We start from the raw sequence: 13,482 nt of genomic DNA, 5'->3' as shown, positions 1-13,482 counted from the left end.
TTTTGAACATGCGGTGGAAGTCCACCCCGATCCACAGCTTCCAGGGCGCTCCTGACGCCCCGGAATTCCTGGACTTTCCCGCCGCCCGGCGCTGCGCTTCGCATTCGTCCGCCGAACGCCGAAATTAGGCGGGCGGCCCGCCGAACGGCCAGCGGCCGGCACACAATCCGGCAACTTCGACCATTGCCGGCCGCTGACTTGACGATGCGGCACCTGCCTGGCAGAAGGCGCCCGGCCGACACCCGCCCGGCCGGTGCGCCACCTGCCCCGTGCGCCACCTGACCGGTGCGCCACCTGACCGGTGCGCCACCTGACCGGTGCGCCACCTGACCGGTGCGCTACCTGACCGATTCCGCCGGACGCGGTTGAGGCATTCGCCGCGACGGGCGGACGCTTGCCCGAATGCAGGGACCGGCCGGGGAGCTGAGCGGCGTGCACATTGTTCTGGTGGAGACGGCATCCGTCCGTGGATTCGACATGATCGCGGAGATGGCCGACTCGGGCATCGAGGTCAGTTTCGTCACCGAGACGCTCGATGCCCATCGAAAGAATCCGGGGTTCGAACTGTCCGCGCGGGCGGCACGCATCGTCGAGGTTCCGCACCTGGCGAGAGGCGTCCTCGCGGACCGGCTGCGCGGCCGGCTCGGCCCCCTTGCGCCGGACGGGGTGATCTGCCGGGACGAGGTGCATCTGCCGGCTGCCGCCGCACTGGCCCGCGACCTGGGACTGCCCCACGAATCGCTGTCGGCGGCCCGGATCCTGAGCGACAAGGCGGCCGTCCGCGCGCGGCTCACCGAGCGCGGCATCGGCTCGCTCGCCTGGCGGGTGGCCGCCACCGCATCCCAGGGACTTGCGGCCGTCGACGAGATCGGGCTGCCCGTGGTGGTCAAACCGACCGCGGGCGGATGGTCGGTGGGAGTGAGCATCGCCTGGAGCCGGGCGCAGGCGGCCCACGCGCTGGCCGAGGTGCTCGGCGTGCCGGCCGGCCCCGACGGCACACCACCGCGCGCGCTCATCGAGGAGTACGCGGTGGGCCGGCACGTCAGCGCCGAACTGCTGGTGCAGGACCAGCGCACCGTGCTGCTCGGGTTCGCCGAACGGCTGCCGGCACCGCCCGGCCAGACGGCGGAGCTCGGCGGCCACTTCCCGGCCCGTATCGAACAGGAGGCAGCCGCGCGCGCCTTCGTCCTCGACGCCGTGCGGGCGATCGGTGTCCGCTCCTCGGCCGTCCACGCCGAACTGCTGCTCACACCGACCGGTCCGGAACTCATCGAGATCAACGGCCGGGTGGCCGGGCATGTGGTGGCCCGTCAGATGTCGCTGGCGCTCAAACGTTCACTCACCGCCGACCTGGTGGCCCTCGCCGTCGGCGACCCGGTGCGCGAAGCCGCGCCGAAGGAGACCGTCGTCGCCCTGCACCACCTCTTCTCTCCCGTGGACGCCGTGGTGCGGGGAGCGAAACCGCAGGACGTGCTCACCGACGAGGTGATCGAGTCCCACGTCACGGCCGGCACCGGCGACCGGGTGGCCGCACTGCGCACCAACCACGACCGGATCGGCTACGTACTGGCCCGTGGCCGCACCGGCGACGAGGCCGCCCGCCATGCCGCCCAGGCCGCCCGGCGCATCCTGAAGTCACTGGAACTGCACCCGGTGCCGGGCACGACCAGGACGGCCGACGCCCTCCCCGCCGGCCCGAAACCTCAGAACTCCCGACCGGACCGCCTGCCGGTGCCGAGGGAGTCCCCGACGGGCTGCCTGCTGGTGCCGGGGGAGTCCCCGACGGGCCGCCTGCTGGTGCCGGGAGACTCCCGGACGCACCACCTGCCGGTGCCGGGGGAGTCCCGACCGGATCACCTGCCAGCAGCAGGGGAGTCCCCGACGGGCTGCCTGCTGGTGCCGGGGGAGTCCCCGACGGGCCGCCTGCTGGTGCCGGGAGACTCCCGGACGCACCACCTGCCGGTGCCGGGGGAGTCCCGACCGGATCACCTGCCAGCAGCAGGGGAGTCCCCGACGGGCTGCCTGCCGGTGCCGGGGGAGTCCCCGACAGGCCGCCCGCCGATACCGGAGAACTCCCCGACGGGCCGCCCGCCTGCAGCAGGGGACCTGCGAACGGGCCGCCCACCACGCCAAGCCGGCGAGCCGTCCGGTCACACCCCGCACGACGCCCCGCACGACGTGCCGCACGACGCCCCGCACGACGTGCCGTGCGGCGAGCATGTGCTGGTGCTGCTCGGCGCCGAGGATCCCGCCGACCGGATCATGGCCGCCCTGGGAGCGGTGACGGCCCGGGTCAGCGTGATCTGGACCTCGGGGCCCGACGGCGAACGCCGGGCACGAACGCGCTGGCAACACCAGTGCCGTGGCCAGTGGCACACCGCCTCCACCGGCCCGGACATCCGCGCCGCCGCCCGCCGCATCCACGCCGCCGAGCCGGTGCGCGCCATGCTGACCTTCTCCGCCGCCCCCGCCGCACGGCAGTTGCGCGACGGAGCCCCCGCCGCCCGGCCCCCCGCCGCCGCCACGCCCGGACACACGGTCGTGGTGGCCGCCTACCGCGGCGAGGTACGGGCCCTGGCCGTCATCGACGAGGAACCCGGCACCCGCCTGTGCCCCTCCGGCCTGGACGGGCCGTCCCGCGACGAACTGACCGACCGCGCCGTGCACGCCGTGCGCGCCGCACACATCGAAGGCGTGGTGCGCTGCGTCCTCACCCGGGACACGGCCCGTCCGGGCCCCGGCCGGCCGGAACCCGTCCTGCTGCCCGGCCTGGACGCCGCGACCATCGACCTCTACGACGCCGTCCACACCCGCGGCCTGGTCACCGCCGTCGCGGAGTCGGCCCTCGGCCGCGCCCCGCGCGCCCGCAGCCGCCCCGCCGTCGCCCTGCAGCGCGCGGTGACCACGCCCGGCGGCCGCTTCCGGGTCCTGGAGGCCACCACCGAAGAACAGCTGCAGACCTTCCCCGGCCTGTTCCGGGCCCAGGTGTTCACCCGCGCCGGCCACGTCCACCAGGACCCCCGGCCCACCGTGTGGCTGCGCCACACCGTGGTCGCGGCCGGCCGCGAGCAGGCACGCAGGACGGCACGGAAACTGGAGCACTCGCTGGTCTGGCGCACCACAGCACAGGAACGCACCCATGTGCTCCTGCTGGACCGGATCGGCGCCGCCACCTGGACCCTCGACGACAAAACACCGGTACTGCCCGCGGACCGCTTCCGGCTGAGCGTGCTGTCCTCCACGCCCGGCCCCCACCCCGCCGACCTCGCGGCGCGCACCGACCTGAGCGACGACCTCATGCTCGGCCACCTCGCCCGCACCCTCGACGCCGGCCACCCGGTGCACCGGGTGGCCGCCCTGTCCGAGCGGCTGCTCCAGCCGGCCGCCCGGCTGCGCGCCCTGCTCGGCACGGCCGGCGAAGGACCCCACGAGGTAGCGCGCTGGGTGGACAAGGCCGTCATGAAACGCATCGCCCGCAGCCACCGCATCCGCTGCGCCGACGGGCTGCTCGCCCACACGGCCCAGGACATCACCGAGATGTTCGACCGCCACGGGAAGATCGTCCTCAAACCGCGGGCCGCGTCCGGCTCCCGGGGCGTGACCGTCCTCGCCTCCTGGCCCGGCCTCCAGGCCTGGCTGGACACGCAGTTCACCCCCGGCACCCACCTGTGCGAGGAGTTCGTCGACGCCCCCCTGTGCCACATCGACGCGGCCGTGCACGACGGCGAACCGGTGTGGGACGTCTCCCTCTACGAGCGCGACACCATGGCACTTAGGCACGGCCTGCCGCTGTCGTCGGCCACGGTGGCCGACCCGGCGCTGCGCACGGCGGCCGCACACCTCCTCAACCAGGTCCTGCACGCCTGGCAGATGGACTCGGGCGTGCTGCACCTGGAAGCGTTCGTCACCGGTGAACACCTGACGTTCTGCGAGGTGGCCGCCCGGCCCGGCGGCGCCGGAGTCGCCCAGGCCTTCCGCGCCACCACCGGCATCGACCTCGACCACGCCAAACTCCTCGCCGACGCAGGGCTGGACCCCCGCCACCGCCGCCGGGACCCCGTGGCCGCCCACGCCGGCTGGACCGTGCACTACAGCGGCGGCGGGAAACTCCTGGAGTACGACGACTCCGCGGTGGCCCCGCACGCCTACTTCCGCTCCGTCAACGCCCGCGTCGGAGACACCCTCCCCGCCTCACAGTTCTCCGGCACCGGCATCAGCACCCACGTCTTCGCCCACGACTCGCACACCGAGGTGTCCCGGCTGCTGCACCGCGCCGAGCACGACATACACATCGTGTGCGCACCGGCCCCCGCCGCCCCGGGCCGGCCATGATCCTCGCCCTGCTCGGCAGCGCCGCCAAGGACTCGGTGACCCGCGAGGTCCTGCTCAAGGCCGGCGAGCGCATCGCCCGCGCCGGCCACCCCTTCGAACTCATCGACCTGGCCGTGGAGTTCCCCCGGCCGCACGCACTGGCCGACTACGACGACCCGCCCGCCGGCAGCCAGACCGCGCTGCTGCGCGCCCGCATCGCCCGCGCCGGCGGCGCCCTGCTGGCCACCCCCGTCTACCACGGTTCCTACAGCGCACTGCTCAAGAACGCCCTGGACCACCTCACCGGCGACGCGCTCAGCGGCCGGCCGGTCGGCCTGATCGCCGCCGGCGGCGGACCACGCGGCGCCGGCACCGCCTGCGACCAAATGCGCACGGTCGTGCGCGCGCTCAGCGGATGGGCCGCACCCACCCACATCGCCACCACCGCCGCCGACCTGACACCCGGGGCGGCACTGGACTTCCTCCACCTCAGACTCGACGACCTCGTCGCGGAACTGCTGTCCTTCCGCACCCCTTCCTCTTCCTCGCCCTTCCCCGGATGAAAGGCCCCGTCATCATGGCTTCCCCCCACCTTCTGCTCCTCGCCGGGATAGGCGGCCACGCCCCCGACGAGGCCCTCGACTCCCTGGCCACCCTCAGCGACACCGTCAGCGTCGTGTACGTGACCGCCTGGCAGCCCTCCAAGGAGGTACGCGCCGACTGGGAACGCCGCGGCCTGCACGGCGAGTTCCTGGACGCAGCCGACCTGGACGCGGCCGTCGAGGCGGCCGCCGCGCTGCACGCCCGGCTGCCGCTTAACGGCGTGGTGACCTACTCCGAACTGCTGCTGCGCCCCCAGGCCGAGATCGCCGGCAGGCTGGGCCTGCCCGGCAACACCCCCCAGGCGGTGAGCGTCGCCCAGTCCAAGGCACGCCAGCGCCTGGTCTTCGCCGAGCACGGGGTGCCTTCACCCGGCTTCGAGGTCATCACCAGCGACCGGGACCTCGCCGCGGCCGCCGCACGCGTCGGACTGCCCGGGGTGTTCAAACCGTCACTGGGCGCGGGCAGCCAGTGCGTGCGCCTGGTGTCCACCTACTCGGAACTGATCCACGCCTTCACCGTGGCACGCGCCGAGAAAACAGCCTTCCTGCAGTCCGACGACTCCTATCTGCTGGAGGAGCGGATGGCGCTGGAGGCCGACGGCGACAGCGGATACGCGGCCTACTGCAGCGTGGAGTCCCTGCTCGCCGCCGGCGTCACCCACCACCTCGCCGTCTCCGACCGGCTGCCCCTGGAACACGGCTACGCCGAAGAGGGCGTCGTCCTGCCCACCCGGCTGGACGCGGCGAGCGTGAAAGCCGTCGTCGACGTCGCCGACCAGGCCATCCGGGCGATCGGACTGACCTGCGGCGCCGTGCACACCGAGATCGCCCTGAGCGCCGATGGCCCCCGGGTCATCGAGGTCAACGCCCGCGCCGGAGGCCCGCTGCCCACCATGTTCGAGGTGGCGGCCGGCTACGACTACGCCGCCCAGATCGGCCGCAGCGCACTCGGCCTGCCACCGACCGGGCTGCCCGACTTCACCCGGGTGGCACTGCTGCGGTTCCTGCCCATCCCGGCCGGCCTGTGGCGGGTGGCCGCGCAGAGGCCCGTCGAGGAGGTGCTGCGGGACTTCCCCGAACTCGTCTACCTCTCCCCCCGCTTCACCCCCGGCCAGCGGGTGAGCCGGCAACGCACCCTGCACCTGGCCAGCTTCATGGTCGACGCCCCCGACGTGTCCGCGGCCCGGGCCACCACGGCACGCGTGGAACGCGCCCTGGGCATCCGGCTGGTACCCGGCTACGGCGCCACGACAGGAGCCGACCGTGACTGACCGCCCCGCCGCCCCGCCCGCCACGTCCTCGGCCCGCCGCTTCTACGCCGTCGGTCTGTGCGACGCGGTCGGCCTGGGCACGTACCTGTCGCTGTCGGTGCTCTTCCTGGACAAGGCGGCCGCCCTGTCCAACCAGCAGATCGGCGTGGTCCTGGGCGTGTCGGGAGTGACCTCGCTGCTGGGCGCCATGCCCATCGCCCGGGCCGCGGAGCGCTACGGCATCCGCGGCGTGCTGTGCGTGCTGTTCCTGATCCGCTGCGCGGCCTTCCTCGCCCTGGCCATGGTCGGCTCCTTCACCCAGGCGCTGGGCGCCGCGGCGGTGGCCGGACTCCTCAGCCGCGGCATCGGCCCGCTCATCGAGTCCGGACTGATCAGCCGCGTCCCCAACGCCGCGGCCGTCGGCGCGCTGGCCCGGCTGCGCACGCTGCGCAACGCCGGGATGGCCGCCGGCGCGCTGCCCGCGGGCGCCGCGATCGCCGCCGACCAGGCAGGGGCCTACCGGGCGGCGATGGCGGCCTCGGCCCTGCTGTTCCTGTGCTGTGCCGCGATATGCCGGGGCTTCGACGCCGTGGCGGCCACCCCGGCGGGCGGACAGGGCGGACGGGCGCGGATCCTGCGCAACCGCGCCTTCCTGGGCATCACCGCCCTGTACGGGGCGTTCACCCTGTCGGCACTGCTGCTGGGCATCGGCGTCCCGCTGTGGATCGTGCAGCAGACCCAGGCCCCCTCCTGGAGCGTGACGGTGATCCAGCTGCTGAACACGGTGCTCGTCGTCGTGCTCCAGGTGCGGCTGAGCCGGGGCTCGGAGCGGCTGGAGCGGGCACGGGTGCTGATGCTGCGCGGCGGACTGCTGTCGGGGCTCGGCGCTCTCGTGGTGCCGCTGACGATGCTGGGCGGCGGGCAAGGGGACGTCGCGGTCGTCGTCGTGGCCGCGGTGCTGCTGTCGCTGGGCGAACTGCTGATCATCGCGGGCACCACGGGAGCGGCGCTGCTGCACATCCCACGCGAGCAGACCACCAGCCATCTCGCCGTGTTCAACCTGGGCTTCGCCATGACCACGGTGGTCGGGCCGCTGCTGATCAGCACCACCGTCGGCTGGTCCTGGCAGGGCTGGGCCGGCTGGGCGGTGTTCTTCACCGCCCTGGGACTGATCGCCCTGCGCGTACCGGGGCCGGCCGCCGTGCACGAGCACAAGACACCGGCCGCGGCCCCCGCCTGACGGTACGCCAGGACCGGCCGTACACCGGCTTCGGCACCGGCCGGCCCCGCAGCCGGATCGCATGTGCCCGGGCCCGCACCGGGGCGGGTACCGGCCCGAAGGTTGTGCCCGCTCCACGGGTGTGCCGTCCGCCGGGCACGTGCCCGGCTCCGACGCCGCCCATTGCCTTCCTCGTAGAGCCCGGTTCGGGCTCGTGGCCTCCAGGGCCGGTATGACTCGTTGCCCCTGTCCTTGATGATCCGGGGGGTGCTGTCGCCGGTCCTGGCGGCACCGGAAGGTCGCTGATGGAAGCGTGTCCGCCGACAGGCAGGGCTGCGTAATGTGGCTGCCGATCTCCGGTGCCCGAGCGGGCCACCGGTAGTGACTCCGGGGAGGGAAACCCGGTGACCAGCAACAACTTCTCCTCGATCGACGTGTTCTGCGCCCTGGACGTGGGCAAGTCCACCCACCACGGCACGGCCCTGCTGGCCGACGGCCGCACTGCCTTCGACAAGCCGCTGCCCAACGGCGAGCCCCAGCTGCGGGAGCTGTTCACCCGACTGGGGCGCAAGGGGAAGGTCCTGGTCGTGGTCGACCAGCCGGCTGTTGCCCGGCGTTGAAAATGCCGACGAGGGCGGCGTTCACGATGCCGACGAACTCTGATGGCGACGCCCCGCCGGTTGGTGTTCCGGCGGGGCTGTTGTCGGTGAGGTGTCGTTTTCTTCGGCAAGGTGCCGGTGGATCAGCCTCAGCAGTCAAACACCGACCAGCAGATGTCGTTGCGCAAGCGCTGGTCGTCAAGTACGAGCTCGCGAATCGTTTCCGGGAGCTGGTCGCGCTGCCACTGGCACTCGAGTCGCCCTGCGGCCTCACTCTCGTCTTTTGGCGCGGCAGCGCGTGCCGCCTTGATCGCATAGGCAGCCGCACCGAGTTCATGCGCGGCGACGTGTGCGACGACTGCGGCCTGGCCGGCGGCGTAAGCGGCATGCCGTGCTGCGCCACGCAGGTCTCGAGCCGCGCCCATTGCATGGCCGCCCGCCGCGCGGGCCTGCATCATCTTGACCTCGCCGCGCACCCAGGCTCGGGCATGCTCGATCGCCTGGCGCGGCCGTGGGTCCTCAGACTGAACCGACTCGAAGAGGCCAAGGACGTGCTCCGCGCAGGCTGCCGCCCAGAGGGCGAGGAAATGGTGATCCGAATCGGTGAGGGTGCCACCGCGGCGGATCGTCACGAAGCGAGGGTCCCTGACCTTCGGGAGGATCATGGTTGGCATTCCTTCCTGCTGGTATGGAGCGAAGCCTGCAAACCCGGTGGTCGGTCCGCAAGCCCGGCTGCCATCTCCCGGCCAGATCCGACGAGTTGTCAGTCGCCGACCACCTCGCTCACGGAGGCGCGGGCGGCGGCCTCGTCGACGAGGTTCTTGCCGGTGGTGAACGCGGCGACCAGGGCCTGCAGGGACAGGATGTTGACCGCTCTCGGAAAGCCGCGCGAGGTTGTGTGGATCAAGGTCAGCGCGTCCTCGGTGAACAACTGGTCCGGGCGGCCGGCGATCTTCAGCATGATCTAGCGCGGAACCCCGGGCGTTCACGCCCGGGAGGAAGCGCTTCTTAACACTGCTCTGACGTGCACGGGTGCAGGGTCTGCACTGTTGGCCTCAGTCGGGACGTTTCTGGTTCTCGATGTACTCCTTGATGACGGCGAGCGGGGCGCCCCCGCATGAGGCGGCGAAGTAGGACGGCGACCAGAAGTGCTCACCCCACAGGTACTTGCGGATGTGGCCGGGGAACTCCTGCCGCAGGCGCCGGGCGGAGACGCCCTTGAGGGAGCCGACGAGCCGGGAGATGGCGACCTTGGGCGGGTAATGCACGAGCAGGTGGACGTGATCGCGTTCGCCGTTGAACTCCCGCAGCTCCGCGCCGAAGTCGGTGCACACGTCGCGCATGACCTCTTCGCAGCGCCGAAGGATCTCGTCGGTGAACGGTCCGCGCCGGTACTTGGGGGTGAAGACCAAGTGCGCATGCAGGGTGCAGACGACGCTACGGCCCCTGCGGATATCGGGGTTTGGCTCCCAGCGTGGTGACATAGATCAATGCTACGATCACTCTCGTGAAGATCGTGACGCAGGTCAAACTCATGCCGGACGCCGTGCAGGCATCCGCGCTTGAGCGCACCCTGCGCACGGTCAACGATGCCGCGAACTGGGTGTCACAGGTGGCGTTCGAGCGCGGTGTGCCGCGTGAGTACGAGCTGCGCAAGCACACCTACGCCGAACTCAAGGCCCGTGGGCTGGGAGCGCAGGCCGCGCAACACGTCATCAAGAAGGTGCGCGACTCGTACACCACGCTCAAGGCCAACATCCGTGCCGGGAACCTCGGCAAGGAGGGCTCGAAGCGCCGCCGCAGGGCTGAGTCCAAGCCGGTCACCTTTCGCCCCGAAGCCGCACAGCCGTATGACGACCGGTGTCTGAGCTGGCAGCACGACCAGCGGACCGTGTCCGTCTGGACCGTGGACGGCCGAGTCAGGAACATCCGCTTCGCCTGCTCCGCCGACGCGCTCAAGACGCTCCAGGCGCACCGGCAGGGCGAATCCGACCTGATCCAGCGCGACGGCGTGTTCTACCTCGTCGCCACCTGTGACGTGCCCGAGGCCGAGAGTTACGAGCCGGACGGCTTCATCGGCGTGGACCTCGGCATCGAGAACATCGCCACCGCCTCCACCGGCTACCTCGCCACGGGGCGGAGACTCAACCGGTACCGCAAGCGACAGCTTGCCCTGCGCGCCAAGCTCCAGAAGAAGCGCACCAAGTCCGCCAAGCGGCGGCTCAAGGCCCGTGCCCGCAAAGAAGCGCGGCACGCCGCCAACCAGAACCACATCATCTCCAAGACGATCGTGACCGAGGCTGAACGCACCGGACGCGGCCTGTCCCTCGAAGAACTCAAGGGCATCCGCAACCGGGTACGGCTCCGCAAGCCCCAACGGGTCGCACTCCACTCCTGGGCCTTCGCCCAGCTCGCAGACTTCATCGTCTACAAGGCCAAGCGGGCCGGGGTGCCCCTGGTCTTCGTCGATCCCGCGTACACGTCGCAGACGTGCGCCGAGTGCGGCCACGTCGACAAGCGAAACCGTGTCGACCAGGGGCTCTTCATCTGCCGGAGGTGCGGGGTCGTTGCCCACGCCGACCGGAACGCATCCCACAACATCGCCACCCGTGGCGAGAGCGTGTGGAATGCGGGGCGTGAGTCACGCGTCCCTGCCACCCCATAGGGGTGTCTGGACGGAGGAGTCCACCCCAGCAGCCAGCTGGGCACTACCTCCAAGCCCGGTCCTTCAGGGCCGAGTCAAGTTGACGTGGTGGGCGACGTAGCTGGTCGTCTCCTTCGAGGTCATGCCCGGCATCGTGTAACGCAGAGCGGTCCGCTGTTCGAGGGCGGCCAGGACGGCGAGCTTCATGGTGCGTCGGAGGGTGGGCTGGCCGACCAGCAGGCAGGACGGCGGAGAGTCCTGGTCCATGCCCTGATTCGTCAGCATCCGGATGGATTCCAGCTGTTCGTAGGACATCAGGTGGGCCTCGTCGACGACGAGGACGGGAGTGCGTCCGCGTTCTTCCCGTTCGGACAGCAGGGCCCTGCCGGTCTGGACGGTCAGCCGCGAGCCGAGGTGGGCGGGGGTCTGTCCAAAGGCGTGCACGATCTGCTCGTGGATGCCGCGGACCCCGATCATCGGGTTCGGTATGTAGATGACGCTGTATTTCGACGGGTCGAGGGCGTCCAGGCAGGTGCGGACCGAGACGGTCTTGGCGGCGCCGACCTCGCCGGTGACCACGCCGATGGAGCGTTCGGCGATGCACCAGGTGATGCGGGCGACGGCCTGGTTGTGGGACTCGTGCCGGTGCAGCATGCCGGGCGCCAGGTTGCGGCCGAAGGGCATGCGCTCGAACCCGTAGTGGGCCTGCAGCTTCTCAATCATGTTGATCCTTCCGGGAGTTCGCGGGCGAGGGCTGCTGCTGGAGGTGTTCGGTGACCAGCTCCAGGCCGGCGCTGATCCAGTCGACGGCGGCGGGGAAGCCGAAGCGGGCGGCGAGTGCGTCGTCCACTTCCTCGCCGCAGGTTTCGAAGAAGGCGTGCAGTTCGGCCAGGACCACGGCCCAGTCGCCGGTGCCGGGCCTGGTCATGGCCTTAAGTCCTGGCCGGTCAGGTCGACGGCCTCGGCGGGCGGGTCGGCCAGTGCCGCGTAGTTGATCTTCTGGCCGAGGTGGTTGGAGTGCGCGGTGTCGACCAGGTGGAGGTAGTCGATGCCGGTGGTCACCCGCGCGGGTTCTTCCTCGGCGGGCACTTCGGGGCGGGCCTTGAGGTGGGAGTGCCGTTCGATCTGGAACGGTCTCGCGGTGCCGGCGTCGTTGCCGTCAAGGCGGACCCGTAGGAAGGTCAGGTCGAAGGGGTCGAAGACCAGCTCGACCTTGTGGCCGACCAGCTCGGGTTCGACCTGGTAGCGGTTTCCGTGCAGCGAGACCGTTGCGGTCTTGGCGACCCGGCGGTGCTCGGACCAGCGGAAAGCCTCCGCCAGGTCGGCGCGCACAGCATGCCCTCAACTCACCGCCCACGTAGGCATCTTGAGTGTCGTTGAACAGCGGCCTCCATCGGCACCCTGGCGGTCACCGTCGCCCGCGACTGTGGATGCGAAGTCGCCTACCTGCCAGGCCTGTCGATGCGCCGGCTGGCCGATCTGCACCCCGGCACCGCAAGACCGACGCCCGCGATGCCTACGTCATCGCCGACGCCGCCCGCACCCTGCCCCACCTGCTGCACTCCATCGAGGCCGACGAGAGCGTGCGGGCCGAACTGACCATGGTCCTGGGCCACGACGACGACCTCGCCCAGGACGCCACCCGCACCTCCAACAGGCTGCGCGGACTGCTCACCTCCATCCACCCCGCCCTCGAACGCGTCCTCGGATGCCGCCTGCGGCACCCGGCCGTCCTGGCCCTGCTGCAGACCTTCGGCTCCCCGGCCCAGCTGGCCCAGGCCGGCACCGAGCAGATCACGCAGGTCATGCTCCAGGCCGCCCCGCGCATGCGCAGTGCCCGCACGCTGGCCGGCCAGATCACCACCGCCCTGGCCGAGCAGACGGTGCAGGTCCCCGGCACGGCATCGGCAGGGGAGATCATCTCCGGCCTGGCCGAGGCCCTGGCGGTTCTCCTCAGGCGCCGGGACCTCCTCAAGATGCGGGTCGCCGCACTGCTGGATGCCCACCCTCTCGCGAAGGTCCTGACCTCCATGCCCGGGGTCGCGGTCAGGACCGGTGCCCGCGTCCTGGCCGAGGTCGGCGACGCCAGCGCGCTCCCCACCGCCGCCCACCTGGCCTCCTACGCGGGACTGACCCCCACCACCCGCCGTTCCGGGACCTCCATCCGGGGCGAAGGACCACCCCGCGGCGGCAACAAGATCCTCAAACGGGCCCTGTTCCTGGCCTCGTTCGCCTTGCTGAGCAGCCCCGAATCGCGGGCCTACTACGACAGGAAGCGCGCGGAAAACAAGCGCCACAACGCAGCCCTCATCTGCCTCACCCGCCGCCTCGTCGACGTCCTGCACGCCATGCTCAAGCACCGCACCCTCTACCAGCCCGGGCACGAACAAACAGCCTGACCAAGCCCACAGACCTTGACCGAACAGATAGAAGCACCCCCCCACGGGCGCGCAGCGGCGCGGGCCGCCGCCGCGGGCGCGGCCGGTCCAGGACCGGGCCCCGGGGGCACGATCGCCTGAGCCGATGCCCTCTTGGCGCACGACGCGCAGTGCGTGGCCCGCAGGTGTCCTGGCAGGCGCAGCCGGTCGGCTCCGGTGCCGGGCCCGTCTCCTCGGCCACACCTCCCCGACGGCCCGGCCCGGGCCCTGGCGGTGCGCAACGGGTGCCCAGGGCCGTGCGGCGCAGGCAGGTCACCTCATCGCCCGTACCTCTGCCGGGCGTCCGCCACCCGCACCGGCCCCCCTTTCCCCTTCCTCGCCCGCGACGCGCTCCAGCACCGCGCGGGCTTGGGCCGTCGTCCTCGCGGCGCGGGGCCCGTGCCCGGTGCCCGCCACGGTGTGCAGATGCGCGAGCAGGG

The 13,482-nt window shown here is 71.7% G+C and carries 11 protein-coding genes and 2 pseudogenes; 7 read left to right on the top strand and 6 right to left on the bottom strand.

Going from position 1 to position 13,482, the window contains the following annotated elements:
- The first annotated feature begins 432 nt into the window (after window positions 1-432).
- The 5 genes and pseudogenes from OG858_RS00610 to OG858_RS00590 all read left to right on the top strand — a co-directional run.
- A complete protein-coding gene (locus OG858_RS00610; protein WP_328543758.1) occupies window positions 433-4,332 on the top strand; it encodes an ATP-grasp domain-containing protein in 3,900 nt (1,299 codons plus the stop codon).
- Window positions 4,296-4,874, top strand: coding sequence for an NADPH-dependent FMN reductase (locus tag OG858_RS00605; RefSeq protein ID WP_086750768.1), 579 nt, complete (start codon window positions 4,296-4,298; stop codon window positions 4,872-4,874). The genes OG858_RS00610 and OG858_RS00605 overlap by 37 nt, the downstream gene beginning before the upstream one ends.
- Window positions 4,875-4,888: 14 nt before the next feature.
- Entirely contained in the window at window positions 4,889-6,184 is a 1,296-nt protein-coding gene (locus tag OG858_RS00600) for an ATP-grasp domain-containing protein (RefSeq protein ID WP_179201257.1), read from the top strand.
- Window positions 6,177-7,403 (top strand): MFS transporter, encoded by a 1,227-nt coding sequence (locus OG858_RS00595; RefSeq protein WP_319067553.1) that lies wholly within the window; start codon window positions 6,177-6,179, stop codon window positions 7,401-7,403. Before OG858_RS00600 ends, OG858_RS00595 begins: the two co-directional genes overlap by 8 nt.
- Window positions 7,404-7,810: 407 nt before the next feature.
- Window positions 7,811-7,987 (top strand): annotated as a pseudogene (locus tag OG858_RS00590) (IS110 family transposase); the annotation flags it as partial.
- Window positions 7,988-8,130: 143 nt separating this feature from the next.
- Here the strand turns inward: OG858_RS00590 and OG858_RS00585 are convergent.
- From OG858_RS00585 to tnpA, 3 genes are all read right to left on the bottom strand, one after another.
- Window positions 8,131-8,646 (bottom strand): putative immunity protein, encoded by a 516-nt coding sequence (locus tag OG858_RS00585; RefSeq protein ID WP_319270038.1) that lies wholly within the window; start codon window positions 8,644-8,646, stop codon window positions 8,131-8,133.
- Between the two features lie 98 nt (window positions 8,647-8,744).
- Entirely contained in the window at window positions 8,745-8,942 is a 198-nt protein-coding gene (locus tag OG858_RS00580; protein WP_319270040.1) for a hypothetical protein, read from the bottom strand.
- 94 nt (window positions 8,943-9,036) lie between these two features.
- A complete protein-coding gene (gene tnpA, locus OG858_RS00575; protein ID WP_086747703.1) occupies window positions 9,037-9,465 on the bottom strand; it encodes an IS200/IS605 family transposase in 429 nt (142 codons plus the stop codon).
- Between the two features lie 50 nt (window positions 9,466-9,515).
- On the opposite strand from tnpA, the gene OG858_RS00570 reads away from it, so the two are divergent.
- Entirely contained in the window at window positions 9,516-10,646 is a 1,131-nt protein-coding gene (locus OG858_RS00570; protein ID WP_328545254.1) for an RNA-guided endonuclease InsQ/TnpB family protein, read from the top strand.
- A gap of 63 nt (window positions 10,647-10,709) precedes the next feature.
- Here the strand turns inward: OG858_RS00570 and OG858_RS00565 are convergent, their stop codons facing one another.
- Genes OG858_RS00565 through OG858_RS00555 form a run of 3 tightly spaced genes read right to left on the bottom strand, consistent with a single transcriptional unit; the run spans window position 10,710 to window position 11,957 of the window.
- Complete coding sequence (locus tag OG858_RS00565; protein WP_328543757.1) at window positions 10,710-11,348, bottom strand: ExeA family protein; 639 nt, start codon at window positions 11,346-11,348, stop codon at window positions 10,710-10,712.
- On the bottom strand, window positions 11,341-11,553 hold the full coding sequence (locus OG858_RS00560) for a hypothetical protein (RefSeq protein WP_328543756.1): 213 nt from the start codon (window positions 11,551-11,553) through the stop codon (window positions 11,341-11,343). The genes OG858_RS00565 and OG858_RS00560 overlap by 8 nt, the downstream gene beginning before the upstream one ends.
- Complete coding sequence (locus OG858_RS00555) at window positions 11,550-11,957, bottom strand: Mu transposase C-terminal domain-containing protein (protein WP_328543755.1); 408 nt, start codon at window positions 11,955-11,957, stop codon at window positions 11,550-11,552. Before OG858_RS00555 ends, OG858_RS00560 begins: the two co-directional genes overlap by 4 nt.
- Window positions 11,958-12,011: 54 nt before the next feature.
- Between OG858_RS00555 and OG858_RS00550 the strand changes: the two are divergent.
- Window positions 12,012-13,024: pseudogene (locus tag OG858_RS00550) on the top strand (IS110 family RNA-guided transposase); the annotation flags it as partial.
- Window positions 13,025-13,482 lie beyond the last annotated feature (458 nt).

It is taken from the genome of Streptomyces europaeiscabiei, from assembly GCF_036346855.1.
Classification (GTDB): Bacteria; Actinomycetota; Actinomycetes; order Streptomycetales; family Streptomycetaceae; genus Streptomyces; species Streptomyces europaeiscabiei.
The sequence above is the reverse complement of the archived record's forward strand: the minus strand, read 5'-3'. Positions and strand labels throughout refer to the sequence as shown.

Excerpts from the sequence above, each read along its gene's own strand:
- OG858_RS00570 (WP_328545254.1), top strand. The coding sequence starts at position 9,516 with ATGCCGGACGCCGTGCAGGCATCCGCGCTTGAGCGCACCCTGCGCACG.
- OG858_RS00565 (WP_328543757.1), bottom strand. The coding sequence starts at position 11,348 with ATGATTGAGAAGCTGCAGGCCCACTACGGGTTCGAGCGCATGCCCTTC.
- tnpA (WP_086747703.1), bottom strand. The coding sequence starts at position 9,465 with ATGTCACCACGCTGGGAGCCAAACCCCGATATCCGCAGGGGCCGTAGC.
- OG858_RS00580 (WP_319270040.1), bottom strand. The coding sequence starts at position 8,942 with ATGCTGAAGATCGCCGGCCGCCCGGACCAGTTGTTCACCGAGGACGCG.
- OG858_RS00585 (WP_319270038.1), bottom strand. The coding sequence starts at position 8,646 with ATGATCCTCCCGAAGGTCAGGGACCCTCGCTTCGTGACGATCCGCCGC.
- OG858_RS00560 (WP_328543756.1), bottom strand. The coding sequence starts at position 11,553 with ATGACCAGGCCCGGCACCGGCGACTGGGCCGTGGTCCTGGCCGAACTG.
- OG858_RS00600 (WP_179201257.1), top strand. The coding sequence starts at position 4,889 with ATGGCTTCCCCCCACCTTCTGCTCCTCGCCGGGATAGGCGGCCACGCC.